The organism is Butyricimonas sp. DFI.6.44 (assembly GCF_022132345.1).
Taxonomy (GTDB): Bacteria; Bacteroidota; Bacteroidia; order Bacteroidales; family Marinifilaceae; genus Butyricimonas; species Butyricimonas muris.
On sequence record NZ_JAKNJD010000014.1, the window covers coordinates 1 to 19,777 of the forward strand.

At 45.4% G+C, this 19,777-nt stretch carries 17 protein-coding genes; 6 read left to right on the forward strand and 11 right to left on the reverse strand.

Translation table 11 applies throughout. The features are described from left to right. Positions 1-58: 58 nt before the first annotated feature. The 3 genes from kdsA to L0M98_RS18020 form a co-directional block, all read right to left on the reverse strand. Positions 59-856 carry a 3-deoxy-8-phosphooctulonate synthase gene (gene kdsA / locus L0M98_RS18010; RefSeq protein ID WP_227217240.1) on the reverse strand — a complete coding sequence of 266 codons (798 nt, stop codon included), beginning with the start codon at positions 854-856 and terminating at the stop codon, positions 59-61. 89 nt (positions 857-945) lie between these two features. After that, on the reverse strand, positions 946-2,217 hold the full coding sequence (locus L0M98_RS18015; protein WP_227217239.1) for a replication-associated recombination protein A: 1,272 nt from the start codon (positions 2,215-2,217) through the stop codon (positions 946-948). A gap of 213 nt (positions 2,218-2,430) precedes the next feature. Then, the gene (locus tag L0M98_RS18020) at positions 2,431-2,730 is read right to left on the reverse strand and encodes a DUF3276 family protein (protein ID WP_099290012.1); all 300 of its coding nucleotides are present in this window, start codon (positions 2,728-2,730) and stop codon (positions 2,431-2,433) included. 196 nt (positions 2,731-2,926) lie between these two features. Between L0M98_RS18020 and L0M98_RS18025 the strand changes: the two genes are divergently transcribed. Next, positions 2,927-3,145, forward strand: a complete 219-nt coding sequence (locus L0M98_RS18025; protein ID WP_186977204.1) for a hypothetical protein — start codon at positions 2,927-2,929, stop codon at positions 3,143-3,145. Between the two features lie 271 nt (positions 3,146-3,416). Here L0M98_RS18025 and L0M98_RS18030 read toward each other — a convergent pair whose 3' ends face one another. From L0M98_RS18030 to L0M98_RS18060, 7 genes are all read right to left on the reverse strand, one after another. Then, a complete protein-coding gene (locus L0M98_RS18030; RefSeq protein ID WP_099290010.1) occupies positions 3,417-4,613 on the reverse strand; it encodes an OmpA family protein in 1,197 nt (398 codons plus the stop codon). Between the two features lie 34 nt (positions 4,614-4,647). Next, positions 4,648-5,391, reverse strand: a complete 744-nt coding sequence (locus L0M98_RS18035; RefSeq protein WP_176554865.1) for a YjbH domain-containing protein — start codon at positions 5,389-5,391, stop codon at positions 4,648-4,650. 60 nt (positions 5,392-5,451) lie between these two features. Beyond that, positions 5,452-6,774, reverse strand: a complete 1,323-nt coding sequence (locus L0M98_RS18040; RefSeq protein ID WP_227217238.1) for a carboxypeptidase-like regulatory domain-containing protein — start codon at positions 6,772-6,774, stop codon at positions 5,452-5,454. Positions 6,775-6,895: 121 nt separating this feature from the next. Beyond that, positions 6,896-8,104, reverse strand: coding sequence for a YjbH domain-containing protein (locus L0M98_RS18045; RefSeq protein ID WP_227217237.1), 1,209 nt, complete (start codon positions 8,102-8,104; stop codon positions 6,896-6,898). A 267-nt stretch (positions 8,105-8,371) separates the two neighbouring features. After that, complete coding sequence (locus L0M98_RS18050) at positions 8,372-10,078, reverse strand: acyl-CoA dehydrogenase family protein (RefSeq protein ID WP_099290007.1); 1,707 nt, start codon at positions 10,076-10,078, stop codon at positions 8,372-8,374. 100 nt (positions 10,079-10,178) lie between these two features. Beyond that, a complete protein-coding gene (locus L0M98_RS18055) occupies positions 10,179-11,198 on the reverse strand; it encodes an electron transfer flavoprotein subunit alpha/FixB family protein (RefSeq protein WP_227217236.1) in 1,020 nt (339 codons plus the stop codon). Positions 11,199-11,295: 97 nt separating this feature from the next. Then, positions 11,296-12,168, reverse strand: coding sequence for an electron transfer flavoprotein subunit beta/FixA family protein (locus L0M98_RS18060; RefSeq protein ID WP_227217235.1), 873 nt, complete (start codon positions 12,166-12,168; stop codon positions 11,296-11,298). A gap of 558 nt (positions 12,169-12,726) precedes the next feature. Between L0M98_RS18060 and lpdA the strand changes: the two genes are divergently transcribed. Together lpdA and L0M98_RS18070 are read left to right on the forward strand one after the other, a co-directional pair. Continuing rightward, positions 12,727-14,118, forward strand: coding sequence for a dihydrolipoyl dehydrogenase (lpdA, locus tag L0M98_RS18065; protein WP_227217234.1), 1,392 nt, complete (start codon positions 12,727-12,729; stop codon positions 14,116-14,118). 101 nt (positions 14,119-14,219) lie between these two features. Next, positions 14,220-15,599 carry an aminopeptidase C gene (locus L0M98_RS18070; RefSeq protein ID WP_227217233.1) on the forward strand — a complete coding sequence of 460 codons (1,380 nt, stop codon included), beginning with the start codon at positions 14,220-14,222 and terminating at the stop codon, positions 15,597-15,599. Between the two features lie 34 nt (positions 15,600-15,633). On the opposite strand, the gene ispF is transcribed toward L0M98_RS18070, so the two are convergent. Continuing rightward, the gene (gene ispF / locus L0M98_RS18075; protein ID WP_099290002.1) at positions 15,634-16,113 is read right to left on the reverse strand and encodes a 2-C-methyl-D-erythritol 2,4-cyclodiphosphate synthase; all 480 of its coding nucleotides are present in this window, start codon (positions 16,111-16,113) and stop codon (positions 15,634-15,636) included. Between the two features lie 139 nt (positions 16,114-16,252). Between ispF and L0M98_RS18080 the strand changes: the two genes are divergently transcribed. The 3 genes from L0M98_RS18080 (at position 16,253) to L0M98_RS18090 (ending at position 19,774) form a co-directional block, all read left to right on the forward strand. Next, positions 16,253-17,545 (forward strand): UDP-N-acetylmuramoyl-tripeptide--D-alanyl-D-alanine ligase, encoded by a 1,293-nt coding sequence (locus L0M98_RS18080; RefSeq protein WP_227217232.1) that lies wholly within the window; start codon positions 16,253-16,255, stop codon positions 17,543-17,545. Positions 17,546-17,556: 11 nt separating this feature from the next. Continuing rightward, positions 17,557-18,291: a polyprenol monophosphomannose synthase gene (locus tag L0M98_RS18085; protein WP_222621194.1), complete on the forward strand. Its 735-nt coding sequence runs from the start codon at positions 17,557-17,559 to the stop codon at positions 18,289-18,291. Positions 18,292-18,448: 157 nt separating this feature from the next. Further along, on the forward strand, positions 18,449-19,774 hold the full coding sequence (locus L0M98_RS18090; RefSeq protein WP_227217231.1) for a dihydroorotase: 1,326 nt from the start codon (positions 18,449-18,451) through the stop codon (positions 19,772-19,774). Positions 19,775-19,777: the final 3 nt, after the last annotated feature.

Sequence of the window (19,777 nt, forward strand, 5' to 3'; positions counted from 1 at the left end):
AGCCTTATTTTTACAAAAAAAAAGAACTGTCTAAAACTTGTTAGACAGTCCCTTTTCTTTATGATATCACTTTTCTAATTCGCACAAGTTTCTCCAGCAGACCGTCGATCAAATCCAGTCGTAACATGTTTGCCCCGTCTGATTTGGCACAACGAGGGTCGGCATGAGTCTCGATGAAGATCCCGTCAGCCCCGACCGCTATTCCGGCTTTCGCTATCGTTTCAATCAATTCCGGTTGTCCCCCAGTTACCCCGGATGCCTGATTAGGCTGTTGCAAAGAATGTGTCACGTCCAACACCACGGGGCATTGACAAACTTGCTGCATTACCCGGATACCGCGAAAATCAACAACTAAATCCTGATAGCCAAACGTGGTTCCCCGCTCGGTAACCATCACCTTGTCATCTCCCGTTTCCCGTACTTTATCCACGGCAAACTTCATCGCCTCGGGTGAAAGGAACTGTCCTTTTTTAATATTCACGATCTTTCCCGTCTTGGCAGCAGCAACCAACAAATCCGTCTGGCGACACAAGAATGCCGGAATCTGTAAAACATCCACGTACTCCGCTGCCATCTCCGCATCCCGCTCCGTGTGAATATCCGTCACGACAGGAATATCAAATTCTTGCCTTACTTTAGCTAATATTCTTAATGCCTTCTCGTCACCAATGCCGGTGAAAGAATACAACCGGGAGCGATTGGCCTTTTTGAACGATCCCTTGAATACATAGGGAATCCCCAGTCTATCGGTAACTTTCTTCACGTGTTCCGCAATATTCAAAGCCATTTCCTCACCCTCGATCACGCAAGGTCCGGCTAACAAAAAAAACATCTCTTGATTAATCAACTTATCCATTACTATTTTAGATTTATGATTTATGATTTTATGATTTATGATTTTAGATTTGATGAATCGTAAATCGTAATTCATAAATCGTAAATTAATTATTTATATTTTCTCCACCACGCTTTCAAGCGCTCCAGTATCTTTATTTCCTGTGCATTCTGTTGCGGCAGGTAGAACTTCTTTTCCTTCAATTCCTGCGGCAAATACGGTTGTTCCACGAAATTACCGGGATAATCATGCGGGTACTTGTAATCCTGCCCGTAGTTCAAATCCTTCATCAACTTCGTCGGGGCATTACGCAAATGCAAGGGTACGGGCGAATTGCCCGTCTGTTTTACCGTAGCCATCGCGGCGTCTATCGCCAGATAAGCCGAATTGCTCTTCGGCGAAGTCGCAAGATAGATCACACACTCCGACAGGGGTATGCGGGCTTCCGGCATTCCTATTTTATGCACTACTTCAAAACAAGTGTTCGCTATCAGCAAGGCATTCGGGTTTGCCAGACCTATATCTTCAGCGGCAGAGATAATCAAGCGTCTCGCTATAAATTTCGGGTCTTCTCCCCCCAGCAACATACGTGCCATCCAGTAAATCGCCGCATTCGGGTCTCCCCCGCGGATAGACTTGATCATCGCCGACACGATATCATAATGCTGTTCCCCGTCTTTATCGTACATCAACGGGTTTTCATGCAACTCCCGGTGTACCGCCTCGTTGTCGATAACAATATCTCCCTCGCCTAACCCGTTCACCACGAGCTCCAGTATATTCAACAGTTTTCGGGCATCCCCCCCGCTGTACGATATCATGGCATCTTTTTCCTTGACGGTGATATTCCGTTTACTAAGATAATAATCTTTCTCCACCGCACGGTCGATCAAGTCTTCCAGATCTTTCTTCTCCTGTGATTTCAACACGTACACTTGACAACGGGAAAGCAGAGGAGATATAACCTCAAAAGAAGGATTCTCCGTGGTCGCACCGATAAGCGTCACCGTTCCTTTCTCCACTGCAGCCAAAAGCGAATCCTGCTGCGCTTTCGAGAAACGATGAATCTCGTCAATGAACAAGATCGGATTCGGTGAATTGAAAAACCGCTGACTTTCCGCTTTCTGAATCACTTCCCGGACATCCTTCACCCCCGAACTCACGGCACTCAGCACGTAAAACGGGCGTTTCAATTGCTCAGCGATAATCATTGCCAAGGTGGTTTTTCCCACTCCCGGTGGCCCCCATAGAATAAAGGACGCCACTACCCCGGAATCAATCATTTTCCGAAGCACTTTTCCCGGTCCCACCAAATGTTGTTGCCCGATATAGTCTTCTAAAGACTTGGGGCGCATACGTTCTGCTAAAGGCTTATTCTCCATTTCTCTCCTTATTCTATCCCCACAAAGATACGGAAAGTTTGCATATTATCATTTGCAAGTTACAAGTTTCAGGTTGCATAAAGTCGAGCCTCCGGCTCCTAAAGTCTATAAAGTCCGTGATTTAATTTGACCTTACGACCTTATGGACGTTCAGACTTTACAGACGAGAGGGAGTGTTGAAACACTCCCTCTCATATACTAATAACAGCTTGATTACAGTTCAGAATCCTTTTCAGGAAGTTCGCCATTGATTGCAGCTTTTACCACTCCAATAGCCTCATCCAAGCCTTCGACGAATTTATCAAAATCTTCTTTATACAAGAAGACCTTGTGCTTCTCGTAGCTTGCGTTCCCATCATTATCAAATTTTTTCTTGCTTTCGGTGATCGTCAAATAGTAGTCATTATTACGCGTCGCCTTCACATCAAAAAAATAAGTTCTTTTCCCTGCTTTCACTGCATTGGAATAGATTTCGTCCCTATCCATTCCGTCATTTTGTTCGTATCCTTCCATTATATCTCGATTTTATTTGACTTTGCACCCCAAATGTAGAAAAAACAAAGTAATAAATAGACTTTTTTAATCTTTTTTTTTAGCTCCCGCTCATTTTCCTCTTCCACAACCAAATTTTCTTGACAACGTAAAACATATCAAACTTGAAGAGTGAAAAAATTAATTGTACATTTGTTTAAACTAAACGAATAATATTATGCTGGGAACTTATTTCATTATCATACTGGTACTGGTCGGGATAGCTTTCATCGGCTTGGGAATAACAACGTTTTTCAGTAAAAAGAAAAAATTCCCGAATACACACATCGGTAAAAGCGAGGCGATGAGAGAAAGAGGCATCAGCTGTGCCGCCACAACTGACCGTAAAGAAAGGGAGAGTTACAAACCGATTGAAATTGGTAAAGATGAAGAATAACATGGAGGTGTCAAAACACACCTCCAGTCTGTAATGTCCATAAAGTCGAGCCTTCGGCTCCTAAAGTCTGTAAAGTCTATAATTCAATGACATAATGATACACAACCCCATAAATCAATTCACTCGATACATTAGACCTTACGACATTATGGACTTTCAGACCTTATGAACGAGAGGGTGTGTCGAAACACACCCTCGCTTGTAAGCCTATAAGATTCATTTTGTATTTAATGACTTGTTCGGACTCTCGAACCTCATAAACTCTTGATTATCATTTTTCCCCAAGGATCATTACTAAACGATTGTAATTGTTCACCTTGAAAGGTTGTGACTGGTCACCCAACCCGACGTAAGACAAACGGTCTGAAGACACTCCGAATTTCTTCACTAACAGGTCGTAAACACTTTTCGCGCGTCTTTCGCTAAGTTTCTGGTTAAAATAGTTACTGCCAGTTTGTTTGTCGGCGTAACCCACAACTTTCATCTTCACGCCGGGGTTCTCAGCCATATAGTTGGCTACAGCCTGCAGTACCACCATTTGTTCCGTTTTCACGGCACTCTTGTTGATTGTGAAACCAACGTATTGAGTGAAATCCTGTCTTGCAGCGGCAGCGATAGCTTCAGCTTTCTCGGCCTCGGTCAAGGCAAGTTCTTTTTGAGCCACTTGCTCGGCAATCTTAGCAGCTTCCAACTGAGATTGCGTGTTGCGCAACTCGTTTTCCAAACCGTTGATCTTGTCATTCAATTGTTGGCGCATCTGTTCCGCTCCACTCTCGTAACGGGCAAACTTCCGACCGCCGAAAGTGTAAGTCGCACCAATCGACAAAGAAAGCAATCCGTCTTGGTACGAACGTCCGGCAATCTCTTCTGACCCCGTGTATTTAGAGGTATAGAAGAATGTCGGCATCAAATGTGTACGAGCCTCCAAGTCGATAGCCCAATACTTGTTGATATGGTATTTTCCACCCAATCCCAACGAACCGTTAACAAGCACATCGAGTTGTTTGTCATGGAATTTACCGAAACTCAAACCGGGTCCCAAGAACAAGGTCATATCCCATTTGTTTTCGGGATCATATTGACGCCAGAGGTTAGTCAGGTTCAACATGAAATCCAAGTTCAAATTGATATATTTACGTTCGAATTTATTGAATACGCCGCCATTGTTCAGACGGTCGACATCCGTGTACATTTTGCTTTGCCAACCGGATGCCTGTCCGCGAAGCCCCCAGTAAGGATCCATCCATTTACCCACGGACAGATTCACCAACGGTTGGATCACTTTCCCGAAACCGTGGTCAAAGTTATCCTGCGTCAGGTAACCTTGTGCACCCACACCAATACTGATAAAAATATTATCCTTAAATTTAGGAGACATATATTTTACATCCGTATCGGTCGTTTGGGCGGTTACCGAACAGGAAGCCGCCACAACCAGTGCAGAGAGTAATAAAGTCTTTATTTTCATTCTATTAATATTTATAGTTTTATCAAATTCCTCGTTATTTACCTTTCAAATAAATCTTGTATGCCAGCCCTCCCGAAAAATATTGCCCGTCCTGCAAAACAACTTGCATAAAAAGATGCTTCAAGAGCAGGTAGTTGGCACCTACAAAGAAACTTTTCGAATCATGCTGCACGATCAGATTCAAGTTGGGAGCAAACGAGGGCTTATAACTAATTCCCCCGGAAAACCCATTCAGGCGATTGGACGCCCGTCTGTTGTACTGATACGCTAAATGCAATCCGACCTGTTCTGTTTTCGTGATGTTCACGTGTTTCGTCGCGGCCAAGTAGAACTTGTTGAAATATTGATTATTGGATTCCTCCGTCATAATCCCTCCCCCGTTGCTTTGCGTGTACAGGTCGTTAGACCCGAGAACAATAGCCGGACGATATTTCCTCTCCGTCAGCGCTCGTAAACGAACAGAAAAAGCACGATCCTGATTGACAAACCTCCCTTTCTTTTCCGGGACAAACTTGTCGGTAGCCTTAAACAAGGTACACGTGTAAGCCACTTCGAGGAAAGGCAAGAACGTGATATTCAAGAAATAGTTGTACGTGTTATACGGGAACCCGTTCGGGGTTATCCGGTCGTGCAAAAAATTTCCACCGAGCATCACCGTCTTGTCAGGTTGCATATCGGCAGACGGACTGTTCAACAATCCGGTCGTACCCGACGTTAATTGTGCCGAAAGCATGAAAGTGCTCAAGATAAATATACTCGCGAGTAACACCCTTTTCATATTCAATATCAATGACATTTTGCTTCCGGATTTAACTTAACGTTCGATTCCTTTTCTAAATTAATCTCCTATAACCATACCACCGCCGGCACCACCGTGATACACGTGTCCGCAGCTTCCGTGAGTATGATGTGCTCCACAATAATCCATTTCCACGAAAATAGAAACTTTACCTGCCACCTTCACGTTCACTTTCAACTCGACAGCCGCGTTGTCCGCTTTCTTGTATACTTTGAACGTGAACACGTAGTAATCCATGGATTGTTCTCCTTTGGACAACAAGTGATAATCGTACGGTAACGTGATCGGATCCCTCAATACATAGTTAGCAGCAACCGGCTCACCGATAGATGCTTTAAATTCCGATACGTTTACTTTAGCCATAACGGCATTCTTCACCAGTTCCTCGATTTGTTGTTGATCAGAAGCATTCGTGATATTATTCCATCCGTCACCTAAAGTCAACTCGGCACCCTCGTATTTCTTGTAAGGAATTTCAGTGATCGAAGCAGGTGAAGGATTGGTATTCAAGATTGTCGCGATAGCCGGAAGGGTTTCTGTAACAGCATCCAACGTCATTCCGCTTGCCAAGTATACCATACGGTATTGAGAGAAGTGGGTTAATGATACATTGTACTTATCATTATCATTGTCATAAACAATACCATCAGTCATAACCGTCCAGTCACCGGCATTGTTATTCGCCCTGTATTGTAATTGCGTGTTTGCCAAATAAAAATCAGACAAAGCGTCATACGCTACACTCCAATCCACAGGAGCAAGGAATTTCGTTCCGCCGGGACCGAACTCACCCAACAGGAATTGAGCGGCAGCTTCCTGCGAACCGGTTACCTCGACAGCTTGTTTCACATCATCATTAACACTCATGGTGATCGTCGTGTTCGCTGTAAGAGCTCCGGCAGGAATCGTCAACGTACCGTTTCCGTTTACCACGTTTCCACCGTCTACACCAACTTCTCCGGTACCCGGATTCGAGGTATTCTCGCGATACATCGTCAATTGTACATTCACGGAAATCAATTGTCCGGTAATCTTATCACCCGCACTCGGAACAACCACTTTGTAAGAAATAGGATCGTATCCCGTCTTACTCAATGATAACGTGTAAGTATCAGGACTGCCCACTGTAACAATAAAGTTAGCATCTCCCGACGAAACAACGCCGTTCTTGTCGCTGGTCACGGTAACTCCTTTCAAAGTTTCCAAAACTCCATTCGTGTTGGCTACAATCGTACCTTCGATAATGTACTTGTTGGGAACTTCCTCCGGTACCTGAACCACCGGAATATCATCCTTCGTGTAACAGCTAGCGAAAAGCGTTCCGAAGACAACCATTACCATTAGTATAGCTTTCGCGCTCATACCAAAATGTTTTACTTCTTTTCTCATCATTCTTTCATTTATAAAGGTTTACACTTGTTTAACTTATTATTTCCTGATTTTGTTTACTATTTTACTTGCTTTCTGCTTTTAATTTAAGTTATTAGTTATTCTGTATTTGTGATTTTATGTAATACGGGTTAAAGTTCTCCTCCGCTTTATTCTGTCCCGGATTCGTTTTATAGGACTTCCCGTTAAAGAATAATCCGGCCGCTTTGTATTCCATATTAAAGTATTTAGCCGGGGTTACTCTCACCCGCTTCCTCTTGTACTTCATCGGTGGAATCAATATCGAGAAATGAAATCCGCCGTCCAGATTATCATAGTCATTTTTCATAACGTAAAAGCCGATAGAGGCACGCCTGAAATGGCGCGTCATATCTGCCCGCACCCCGATATCCCCGGCAAGAAATTTCTCCACCCGCACCTCGCAAAGCACGTTATATCGCGGGTTATAATAACTTCCCCCGACGTTCCACGTAAAGAGTTTCGTGGGACCATAATGCCAATTCCAATCTATAAAGTAAGAAGAACCCGTCAACCCGACACCCCCTTTTATCGCGAAATATTGCAACCAGCCCTTTGTAAAAGGACGGAAAAAACTCAAATCCATTCCCCAGCGGTTTTGATTGAAATTCCCCACCGTTGCTTGAAGGAACACGTTTTCCACTCTGAAATTCTGTTGCACGGTAATATAGCCGGGACGCACATCATCGTACAATCCGCCGAACTCGTTGAAAACCGGGATAATAACCTGTCCCGTGATTTTCGTTCCCCGGAACGGAGCGATCTCCAACGCCGGGGCGATATTGAACAACACATCGTATATCTTGTGGAACTTCTGGTTACGTAAAGAGAATTGCGGGTAGAATACCAAATCCGCTTTCCAACGGGAATTATTGGCAAGTTTTTTATCGTGAACCTTTTTCCATGAATCCCCCAGTTCATAACTGACATTCCATCCTATCCCGGCAGCTTCTCCCGGACGGAGCAACAATGATACCTGTGGCACCTTGTTTCTCAGAACGACCACCCGCCGTCCTTTTCCCGGGGGCACCGGATATAATTCTATAAGTTTAATGGCTTCTCTTATACCGTCCCCGTTCGCCCGCCACAATGTATTCTCAAACATGATTACCTCTTCCGTCTCCCCTATTTCCCGACTGACATTTTCGTACCCTGCATTCACCAACGCGTTCACCACGTCGTCTGTCCCTTGGGCGTATAAAAAGTCAATCGTACAGAAAAGTATAAAACATACTCCTGACGTTTTATAAAAAACATTATAAATAGACTTTTTTATCCCGTTCATACAATTACAAATTAACGACTCTGCCCTCCCAGAGCCATTTCTGATCATTTCAATACTTTGCAAATCAATGATTTACAATAGCAAAGATAATGTTTTAATCATATTCGTGTAAAAAAAAACACTATTTTTTTTTAGAAAACGAAACAGTTGTAAAAACAATTTTCCAAGAGCAGGCTTTCAAGGGGGGACCCCGGAAGAGTGGAGATAAAAAAGAGATCGCTCCATTCGGAACGATCTCTTCACGTATTTTGTAATTTTAGAAACGCATTATTTCTTGTACATTCCCAAATCTTTCAATTCGAAATCATTGATAAAAGCCGCGTATCCCGCAACTTTTGCCTGTCCGTATTTCACGAATATCTCGGCTGATTTCGCGAAACGGCCATCCCGCTGAGAATCAATCAACAATAAGTAACCGATAATGATATACCCTGCCATTTCCACCAGACGGCGAGCATGGAAGTCCACGTATTCCGTTTCCCCGACAGCGGTAACTTTCGTCACGGCAGCCTCGTAGGCGGCAGTCATTCCTCTTAAAGTTTCACGCACGAACTCCTGCTCCGGGCAAATAGGAGCTTTCTCGTATTCTTCACGGATATGCTTGGCGTACTGTCCTGTTGTTACACCGCGGATAGCAGCCACAACCTGCAATTGAGAAGTTCCCTCGTATATATTCGTGATACGGGCATCACGTACCAGACGCTCGATCGGGTAGTCCTTCATGAATCCGGACCCACCGTGAATCTGTAACGCATCATAAGCTATCTCGTTAGCGTACTCGCTGGAGAATAATTTCAGAAGCGGGGTGAAAACATCCGCCAATTTCTGGTATTTCTTCATCTCCTCGCGCTCCTCTTTATTCAATGTACGCTCGTTGGCAATATGCGTGTAAGCCTTGTACATATCCACGAAACGGCTGGTCTCGTACAATATGGCACGAGCACCGTGCAACTTGGCTTCCATATTGGTCAACATCTCGTACACGGCTGGGAATTCAATGATAGCCTTACCGAACTGACGTCTTTCCCCGGCGTATTTCAAACCTTCACGATAAGCCGCTTCCGCGATACCTACCGATTGAGCTCCCACGCCCAGACGGGCACCGTTCATCAACGACATCACGTACTTGATCAATCCCAGCTTACGCTCACCCACTAACACGGCAGGCGCATCCTTGAATACCAGTTCGCAAGTCGGGGAACCCTTGATACCTAATTTATTTTCAATACGACGAACAGTCATTCCGCCGTCAGCCTTGTCATAAATAAACATGGACAAACCGCGACCGTCATGCGTACCTTCTTCCGAACGTGCCAAAACCAACGAGATTTGGGCATCACCGTTCGTGATAAAGCGTTTCACACCGTTCAAGTACCATTTCTTGGTCTTATCGCAATAAGTCGCTTTCAATTGCACGGACTGCAAATCCGACCCTGCATCCGGCTCGGTCAAGTCCATCGCGTAAGTATCGCCTTTCGCGGCACGAGGCAAAAATTCACGTTTTTGTTCCTCGCTGGCAAACTCGTGAATCGTTTCGGCACAATCCTGCAATCCCCAGATATTGGCGAATCCACCATCACCGCGGGAAACCAACTCGGCAGCCATTACATAAGGAACCATCGGGAAGTTCAACCCGTCATACTCACGCGGCAATGACATACCGTACAAACCGGCTTGTGTCAACACGTCGTGATTCTCTTGTGTTCCGCGAGCGTATTTCACGCGACCGTCAATCACTTGCGGTCCCTCGTGGTCAACCTCTTCCGCATTCTCGGCGATCACGTTACCACAAATGTCCCCCACGATCTCCAACACTCTATCATAGTTATCCATCGCATCCTCGAAATCACGGGGAGCGATATCACATTTTCCCGCCTCCTCGAAATTCCGTTCTTTCAACGCGACGATCTTTTTCATCAAAGGATGTCCCAAGTGGAACTTCAAATCCTCGTTATCTGTATAGAAATTTGCCATACCTTTTTCAATTTTTGATTTAATGATTTATGATTTCAGATTCCCTCCCACAAAAACACTCTTTGTTTCGTAAATCTTCAATCATAAATCGTAAATAATTTTACTTGCTGTTTTTCTTGTAATACTGGATCATTTTCGGAATTACCACGTTCAGGTCACCCGTGATCACGTAATCAGCAAATTTATTAATCGGGGCATCCGCATCCGTGTTGATCGCTATAACCATGGAAGACTCTTCCATTCCGGCAGTATGCTGTATCTGTCCGGAGATACCGCAAGCGATGTATAATTTAGGACGTACCGTGGTACCCGTCTGTCCGATCTGGCGCTCGTGTTCACAGAACCCGGCATCCACGGCAGCACGCGAAGCACCCACTTCCCCGCCTAACACGGAAGCCAGTTCATGCAACAAAGCAAAATTCTCCTTGGAACCCACGCCGTATCCTCCGGCAACGATAATCGGGGCTCCCTTGATGTTCACCTTGGATTTCTCCATCTGGCGTTCTATCACCTTCACGACCATATCCGTGTCGTCCAGATACTCGTTGATGTTCAAATTCTTTATCTCACCTTTATATTGCGGATCGACAATCTCTTTTTTCATTACCCCCTCGCGAACGGTAGCCATCTGCGGGCGGCAATCCGGGTTCACGATAGTAGCCACGATATTTCCCCCGAAAGCAGGTCGAATCTGGTACAACAGATTCTCGTATTTCTTACCGCTCTTGGCATCCGTGTATTCCCCGATTTCAAGGCTCGTGCAATCGGCAGTCAAACCGCTATGTAAAGCAGAAGACACGCGAGGCCCCAAATCACGTCCCACGCTGGTAGCCCCCATCAAAGCAATCTGTGGTTTCTCCGCGTCAAACAAACGAACCAACATCTTCGTGTGAGGCAGCGTCGTGTAAGGAGCCAAACGGGCATCGTCGCCCACCCAAACTACATCAACCCCGTAAGGAAATACCTGTTTCTCTATATCTTTCAAGTTATGTCCGAGCGCAATAGCCTCAAGCTTCACACCCAATCTTGTTGCAAGGGCACGACCTTTCGTCAGCAACTCAAGGCTCACGTCGGCAACTACCCCCTCTTCTATCTCGCAATATACAAATACACTGTTCATATTATTTTAGATTTTAGATTTTAGATTTTAGATTTCATAGATTCAAACCGCAATCACCCGGGATAGCAATTTAAAATTTACAATTTAAAATCTAAAATCATCCAATTGTATGATTCGTTATCAACTCTTTCATCATGGCATCGATTTCCACATCCGTGCCGGAGAGCACTTTTGCCTCTTTTGCTTGGAACACCACGTTCTCGATGTTTTTCACCTTGGTAGGCGAACCGCTCAAACCGAGATCCGCGGGATTACTCTCCACGTCGTTCACGCTCCACTCCGTCAACTTCAAATAGGGACGTTCGTTCACCAGCGCGAAATAATCCTCGTTGGCATCTTGAGCCTCTTGAGTGCCTTTCGCGTTTTTGTATTTCATCACGAAACGGGCATTTCTCGGGCGACACTCGGCTGCAGAACCGTTCACCGTTACCACGCAGGGAAGCGGGCAAGTTACCACCTCGATACCTCTTTCCAAGCGACGTTTAATCGTGAGCACATTCCCGTCACATTTCTGTATTTCCTCCGCGTAAGTTACCTGCGGCAATCCCAATTTCTCGGCCACCTGCGGACCTACCTGCGCGGTGTCACCGTCAATCGCTTGACGACCACAAATAATCACGTCATATTCCAAGTTACGTAAAGCACAAGATAAGGCATAAGAAGTCGCTAACGTGTCAGAACCGGCAAATGCCCTATCCGACAACAAGTAACCGCCATCCGCACCCCTGTACATCGCCTCTCTGATGATCTCGGCGGCACGCCCCGGTCCCATCGTCAACACGTAAACAGTAGTTCCTTCAATTGTATCTTTTAATCTTAAAGCTTGCTCTAAAGCATTTAAATCCTCCGGATTGAAGATGGCAGGTAAAGCTGCCCTGTTTACAGTTCCGTCTGCCTTCATCGCATCTTTCCCCACGTTTCTTGTATCGGGAACCTGCTTAGCAAGAACAACAATTTTTAGTCCTTTCATATTAATATCCAATTTTATGTTTTAAGCGACATGAAATATTCTCTTCATTCACAACCGACAGTGCAAGGCACACAACACGGAATACTTCATATACCAGTTATTTTCAATACTATATAAAATTTTAGCGTGTAAAGATACTATTTCAACTTAGAAATACAAAATTTTAACTTCAACTCTCGATATCATAACGGGAAAATATTTTCTACCCCGTTCAAAAACAGCTCTCGACACAATCAGTTATTCCACGTGAAAGAATAACGTATATACTATAAATTTCAGTATTAATAATTTTTATACTATTTCAATTTAAATTCTATTCTTATACCTTTATAATAGGCTTTGAATAGGAGTTGAATGGGAATTGAATAGGAGATGATATATATCAACTACAAATAAAATTCATTATTTATACATATTATTTTTATTACATTAACACGAACGTGAGAGAAACCTTTTAAAATCTAAAATCGATTTTGTTTTCTATTCTAAACAAATACCCTAATTTTGTCACCCGATGATTCAGTGTAATAATTATTCACATTATAAATGACAAATAAAATGAAATACGACTTAATCGTGATAGGTAGTGGTCCCGGGGGATACGTGGCAGCCATCCGTGCTTCACAACTGGGAATGAACGTGGCTGTTATAGAACGCGCGGAACTTGGGGGTATCTGCTTGAACTGGGGCTGTATCCCGACGAAATCATTACTAAAATCGGCTCAAGTGTTGGAGTACGCCGGACACGCCGCCGATTACGGGGTAAAAATTGAGCATGCGGAACCGGATTTCGATGCCATTATCGCCCGCAGCCGGGGAGTAGCCGACAAGATGAGTAAAGGTATCCAATACCTTTTCAAGAAAAACAATATCACAGTGATCGAGGGGCACGGTAAACTGACCGCCGACAAGAAAGTTGAGGTAACCGACGCGGCGGGCGAGAAAACCGTTCACGAGGCACAACATATCGTGCTGGCAACCGGTGCCCGTTCACGCCAATTGCCGAATATCCCGCAGGACGGGAAACGCATCATCGGGTACCGCCAAGCACTGACGCTCAACCACAAACCGGAATCCATGATCGTGGTCGGCTCGGGTGCTATCGGTTCCGAATTGGCATTCTTCTACAACGCCATGGGAACCAAAGTATTGTTGGTTGAATTCATGCCGACAATCCTCCCGGTAGAAGACGAGGAAGTTTCCAAACAAGTAGGACGTTCTTTCAAAAAAGCAGGCATCGACGTAATGGTGAAATCATCCGTGGAAAGCGTGGAAGCCGGAGAAAAACTGTTGAAAGTAAACATCAAAAATAAAAAGGGTGAAATCGAAGTACACGAGGCAGAAATCGTGCTTTCGGCAGTGGGAATCAGCCCGAACGTGGAAAATATCGGTTTGGAAGAGCTGAATATCGAAATGGAAAAAGGTAGGGTAAAGGTCGACGAGTACTACCGCACGAACGTGGAAGGCGTTTACGCTATCGGCGACATCGTGCACGGTCCGGCACTGGCTCACGTGGCATCGGCTGAAGCCATCTGTTGCGTGGAACACATCGCCGGGGTTCACACCGAAACAATTGACTACACGAACATCCCGGGATGCACGTACACCACACCCGAGGTTGCATCCGTGGGACTGAACGAGGCAAAAGCGCGGGAAGCGGGCTATGAACTCAAAATCGGTAAATTCCCCTTCACCGCATCCGGGAAAGCCAGTGCGGCAGGAGCCAATGACGGTTTTATCAAACTGATTTTCAACGCTGCCGACAACACGTTACTAGGTGCCCACATGGTAGGTATGAACGTGACCGAGATGATTGCCGAAATGGTACTTGCACGCAAAATGAAAGCTACCGCCCACGACATCATCAAAACGGTACACCCGCACCCGACCATGAGCGAAGCCGTGATGGAAGCTGCCTGTGCCGCTTACGACGAAGTGATTCACCTTTAAACAATTGAAAATGGAGAATTGAAAATTGAAAATTACACACGTATTCCGATTTTCAATTCTCCGTTTCAAAATCATAAATCTAAAATCGTAAATCTAAAATTATGAAGTTATACACGACATTATTTTCTCTGCTTTTGGCCGGGGGAACGCTATGCGCTCAAACGGTTGGAGAGAAAGAACTAAACGATATCAAAGGGAGTTTCCGGAAAGACGCTGCCACGAAAGCCATTCAGAACGTGCTGACGAATGACAAGGACATCCGTAGCAATGCCCTCAACCGGGAAGTACAAGGCAAAACAGACCATTATTTCAAGTATCGGGTAAAAGTGAACGGCATCACTGACCAGAAAAGTTCCGGACGTTGCTGGATGTTCACGTCCATGAACGTGTTGCGCCCGAGCATCATGGAGAAATACAATCTTACCAACTTTGACTTCTCGCACAACTATCTCTATTTCTGGGATATGTTCGAGAAATCCAATCTTTTCCTCGAGAACATGATTTCCACTGCCGGCAAGCCGATGAACGATCGGGACGTGTACTATATGTTCCAAGCTCCCGTGGGCGACGGTGGCGTATGGAATCTTTATTACAATTTGGGCGAAAAATACGGGGTTGTCCCGAAAGAGGTGATGCCGGAAACAGCCCACTCGAACAATACCAACGCCATGGTATCATTAATCAATGAACGCCTCCGCAAAGGTGGTTACACCATCCGGGAAATGGCGGCACAAGGCAAGAAAGCCAAAGATTTGCGCGTTGAAAAAATATCCGTGCTGAAAGATATTTACCGTATTCTGGCTCTTTGCCTCGGCGAACCGCCTACCACCTTCACGTGGAGATACAAGGATAAAAACGGCGATATCAAGGAATTGGCAAACTACACCCCGCAACAGTTCTACAAGGAAATCACTCCCGCCGATTACAGCCCGGAGAACTATATCATGATTATGAACGACCCCACCCGGGAATATTACAAAATATACGATATCCAGAACTATCGCAACACGATAGAGGGTATCAACTGGGTGTACCTGAACCTGCCGAACGAGGACATCAAGCAAGCCGCGATCGCTTCCATCAAAGGGAACGAAGCGATGTACACTTCCAGCGACGTGGGTAAATTCTTCAACCGGGAAACCGGGATTCTCGACCCGGAGATGTATGACTACAACTCTTTAATGGGCGTAGACTTCTCCATGGATAAAAAAGCACGTATTCTTACCCGCCAAAGCGGTTCCGCTCATGCCATGGTGCTCGTGGCAGTGGATGTTGACGAGAACGGGAACCCCACGAAATGGGAATTCGAGAATAGCTGGGGACCGCAAGCGGGACATAACGGCTATCTCACGTTCACGGACAAATGGTTTGACGAATACATCTTCCGCGTGGTAATTCATAAAAAATACTTGGGAGAAAAAGCCTTGAAGGCATTGAACCAGAAACCAATCCTGTTACCCATGTGGGACTACATGAACTAAAATAAAAAAAGGAAAGCCGAGCGGCTTTCCTTTTTTATAACTTGATAAGCAGCACGGTAGCATAGGCTGAAACCCCTTCTTCCCTACCCTCGAAACCGAGTTGTTCCGTGGTCGTAGCCTTTATCGTGAGATCATCGACATCAATTCCTATAATCTCTGCCAGACATTCCCTCATCTCCAGTGTCCGCGTCTTAATTTTCGGGCGTTGCAGGCAGATGACACAATCGATATTCCCGACAGAAAAACATTTCCGTTCAAGCATTTCGACTACTTTCTTCAACAATATCTTGCTGTCGATTCCCTTGTACGCGGGATCTGTATCCGGGAAATACGTCCCGATATCATCCAACCCGGCAGCTCCCAGAAGTGCATCACATATAGCGTGTATCAACACATCCCCGTCCGAATGTGCCACGCAACCTTTATCATGTTGCAACTTGATTCCCCCGAGCCAAAAATCCAACCCCGGTTCCAACCGGTGGACATCAATCCCCAACCCTGTCTTGATTTTCATTATTTCTAAGATTAAATTATCCCGCGATATTAATAAAAAATCACCCAATCACAGAATCGTAAATCTAAAATCATAAATCTAAAATTGATCGGTTCATTTATTTTTATAAATTTGTAATTCCTATCGAATAAAACGAAAGATGGAAGAATTAGAATCTATATACGAGGCCTTCCGGGAAGGCAGTCGGGTTACCACCGACTCCCGGGAAATAAAAGAAGGGGATATATTTATTGCCTTAAAAGGGGAAAATCATAACGGTAACACATTCGCGGAGAAAGCTATAGCACAAGGAGCAAGGTACGTCGTCATTGATGAAGCCGAGTACAGCATCTCGCCCCGGTGCGTACTCGTTCCCGATACATTACGCTTTCTGCAACAACTGGCGAATCATCACCGCAAACAGTTAAACATCCCCATTTTAGGCATCACCGGGACAAACGGCAAGACAACCACGAAAGAATTATGCCATGCCGTACTCTCGAAAAAGTACAAAACCGTTGCCACCAAAGGTAATTTGAATAACCATATCGGGGTTCCGCTCACCTTGCTCAGCATGGATACAGACACGGAATTCGGCATCGTGGAAATGGGTGCCAACCACCCCGGTGAAATCAAAGACCTGTGCGAAATCGCGGAACCGGATTACGGGATTATAACCAACATCGGTTACGCACATTTGGAAGGTTTCGGCAGTTACGAGAATATCATCGAAACAAAAAGTGCCCTGTACAAATCCGTCAAGGCGAAACAAGGTATTCTTTTCGTGAATGGGGAAGATGAACTGCTTTGCCGCCTGTCCGAGGGTGCGCAACGATATACTTACGGCGCGGACGGAGATTTAGTCAAGGGCGAGATAGCGCAAACCGCACCCTATCTGGTGTACACGATAAAAACCCGCCAAGGGCATCTTTATATACGTACCAAACTGATCGGGGGCTACAACTTCGACAATGCCATGGCAGCCTCTGCCGCGGGAATATTTTTCGAGGTAGACCCGCTGCAAATACAGGCAGCGATAGAAGCCTACACGCCCTCGAATCTACGTTCCCAATTACTGAAAACCGAACGGAATACCATCATTCTGGACGCATACAACGCTAATCTCAGCAGTATGCGGGCAGCTATTTCCAACTTCGCGGAAATGAAAGCGGACAACAAACTCATCATTATCGGCGAAATGCGGGAACTTGGGGACATATCACACGAAGCGCACCGGGAAATCATGGATATGATCGCGAATCACAATTTCCCGCGAGTATTTGTCGTGGGGCATAATTTTGAATCTATCATAAATAACTATACATTTACAACCTATTTTCCCGACACGGATACTCTGATTGAACATTTAAAAACGCATGAAGTAGTAAATTCTTTCATTTTGGTGAAAGGCTCCCGGGGGAACAAGTTGGAACGGATTATTGACTATTTATAAAATATATCGTTATGAACGACAGAGTTGTCATCATACCTACCTATAACGAGAAAGAGAATATCGAAAACATTCTCCGACACGTTTTCACGCTTACCCCGGCATTTGATGCCCTTGTTATCGAGGATAATTCTCCCGATGGAACGGCACAAATCGTCAAACGCCTGCAAACCGAGTTCCCGCAACTCCACATGATCGAGCGAAAGGGGAAATTGGGATTAGGCACCGCTTACATCGCCGGATTCAAATGGGCTCTGGAACACGGGTACAACTACATTTTCGAGATGGACGCGGACTTTTCGCATAACCCGGACGATCTGGTGAAACTTTACAACGCTTGTGCTTCGGGAGAGGGCGACATGGCTATCGGCTCCCGCTACGTCACCGGCGTCAACGTTGTGAACTGGCCTATGGGACGGGTACTGATGTCTTACTTTGCTTCCAAATACGTGCGAATGATCACGGGCATGAAAGTACATGACGCCACAGCCGGATTCGTGTGCTACACGAGAAAGGTTCTGGAAGAAATCAACTTGGACAAAATCCGATTCAAAGGATACGCATTCCAGATCGAAATGAAATTCACGACATGGATACTCGGGTTCAAACTGAAAGAAGTCCCGATTATCTTCACCGACCGCACCCTAGGCACGTCCAAAATGAGCGGTGGTATATTCAACGAAGCATTCTGGGGTGTCATCACCATGAAACTCAGAAGCATCGGGAAACGTAAAAAGAGAATAAATTAATTCTGTGATTGCCGACGGATTAATTTACGATTTATGAATTACGATTTACGATTTTAGAAGCATCGGTTAACGGAAAATCATAAATCAAGAAATTAACAGAAATCTAAATCTCAGAATTATTCAATCGTAAATCAAAAATCGTAAATCATAAATTAATATGCTTATTCACGGTGGAACAATCATAAACGAAGGGAGAACATTTAAAGGTGATATTCTTATTCAAAACGACAGAATCGAGAAAATCATTGAAGGCGGAATCACTGAAATCCCCAAGGGTGTAAAAGTCATTGATGCGACGGGAAAATTTATTATACCCGGCGTGATTGACGACCAAGTACATTTTCGCGAACCGGGTTTAACCCACAAGGGGGATATCGGGGAAGGAAGCCGTGCCGCGGCAGCAGGTGGGGTCACTTCGTTCATGGATATGCCCAACGTGAAGCCGCCCACCGTCACGAACGAATTGTTGCGGGAAAAACAACAAATCGCCCGGGAGAACGCTGTCGTGAATTATTCATTCTACCTTGGGGCTACCGTGGATAACATTGACGAGATCAGAAATGTCGATCCCCACACGACCTGCGGGGTAAAAGTATTCATGGGTTCATCCACGGGTAACATGCTCGTCGATAGCCCGGAAGCACTGGAACGCATATTTGCCGAATCTCCCGTTTTAATTGCCACGCACTGCGAGGATACTCCCACGATTAACCGGAATCTGGCACTTCTTCAAGAAATGCTCGGCGACAACATCCCCACGTATTGCCACCCCGTGATCCGCAGCCGGGAAGCATGCTACAAGAGTTCCTCTCTGGCCGCAGCATTGGCTCGCGAGCATAACAGCCGCCTGCACATACTCCACTTAAGCACGGAAGAGGAAGTGGCTCTGCTAGACGAAGGCCCCAGAAAAGAAAAGCGTATCACCGGGGAAGTTTGTGTCCACCATTTATGGTTCAACAGCAAGGCATACATCACGAAAGGCTCCCTCGTGAAATGGAATCCGGCAATCAAGGCAGAGAGTGACAGGAAGGCATTGTTGCAAGGGCTGAATGAACACCGTCTGGACGTCGTTGCCACCGACCACGCCCCCCACTTGCCGGAAGAGAAAGCCGGTGTTTATACCAAATCGGCAAGCGGCGGCCCCATGGTACAACATTCGCTAGTGGTCATGCTGGAACTCATGGAACGGGGTGAAATCACGCTTGAAAACGTCGTTGACAAAATGTGCCATGCCCCTGCTGATATCTTTCATGTCGAGGAAAGAGGCTACTTGCGGGAAGGCTACAAGGCGGATATCGCCATCTTTGAAAAACACCCGTGGACGGTCAGGAAAAGAAATTTACGATACAAATGCGGTTGGTCGCCATTGGAAGGAATGACATTTACTTATAAAGTAGCAACAACAATCGTGAATGGACAAATCGTGTACAACAACGGTAAAATCAACGAGAAGGTACGCGGAGAGATGTTGACATTCTACTAGAGT

Excerpts from the sequence above, each read along its gene's own strand:
- kdsA (WP_227217240.1), bottom strand. The coding sequence starts at position 856 with ATGGATAAGTTGATTAATCAAGAGATGTTTTTTTTGTTAGCCGGACCT.
- L0M98_RS18015 (WP_227217239.1), bottom strand. The coding sequence starts at position 2,217 with ATGGAGAATAAGCCTTTAGCAGAACGTATGCGCCCCAAGTCTTTAGAA.
- L0M98_RS18020 (WP_099290012.1), bottom strand. The coding sequence starts at position 2,730 with ATGGAAGGATACGAACAAAATGACGGAATGGATAGGGACGAAATCTAT.
- L0M98_RS18025 (WP_186977204.1), top strand. The coding sequence starts at position 2,927 with ATGCTGGGAACTTATTTCATTATCATACTGGTACTGGTCGGGATAGCT.
- L0M98_RS18030 (WP_099290010.1), bottom strand. The coding sequence starts at position 4,613 with ATGAAAATAAAGACTTTATTACTCTCTGCACTGGTTGTGGCGGCTTCC.
- L0M98_RS18035 (WP_176554865.1), bottom strand. The coding sequence starts at position 5,391 with ATGAAAAGGGTGTTACTCGCGAGTATATTTATCTTGAGCACTTTCATG.
- L0M98_RS18040 (WP_227217238.1), bottom strand. The coding sequence starts at position 6,774 with ATGAGCGCGAAAGCTATACTAATGGTAATGGTTGTCTTCGGAACGCTT.
- L0M98_RS18045 (WP_227217237.1), bottom strand. The coding sequence starts at position 8,104 with ATGAACGGGATAAAAAAGTCTATTTATAATGTTTTTTATAAAACGTCA.
- L0M98_RS18050 (WP_099290007.1), bottom strand. The coding sequence starts at position 10,078 with ATGGCAAATTTCTATACAGATAACGAGGATTTGAAGTTCCACTTGGGA.
- L0M98_RS18055 (WP_227217236.1), bottom strand. The coding sequence starts at position 11,198 with ATGAACAGTGTATTTGTATATTGCGAGATAGAAGAGGGGGTAGTTGCC.
- L0M98_RS18060 (WP_227217235.1), bottom strand. The coding sequence starts at position 12,168 with ATGAAAGGACTAAAAATTGTTGTTCTTGCTAAGCAGGTTCCCGATACA.
- lpdA (WP_227217234.1), top strand. The coding sequence starts at position 12,727 with ATGAAATACGACTTAATCGTGATAGGTAGTGGTCCCGGGGGATACGTG.
- L0M98_RS18070 (WP_227217233.1), top strand. The coding sequence starts at position 14,220 with ATGAAGTTATACACGACATTATTTTCTCTGCTTTTGGCCGGGGGAACG.
- ispF (WP_099290002.1), bottom strand. The coding sequence starts at position 16,113 with ATGAAAATCAAGACAGGGTTGGGGATTGATGTCCACCGGTTGGAACCG.
- L0M98_RS18080 (WP_227217232.1), top strand. The coding sequence starts at position 16,253 with ATGGAAGAATTAGAATCTATATACGAGGCCTTCCGGGAAGGCAGTCGG.
- L0M98_RS18085 (WP_222621194.1), top strand. The coding sequence starts at position 17,557 with ATGAACGACAGAGTTGTCATCATACCTACCTATAACGAGAAAGAGAAT.
- L0M98_RS18090 (WP_227217231.1), top strand. The coding sequence starts at position 18,449 with ATGCTTATTCACGGTGGAACAATCATAAACGAAGGGAGAACATTTAAA.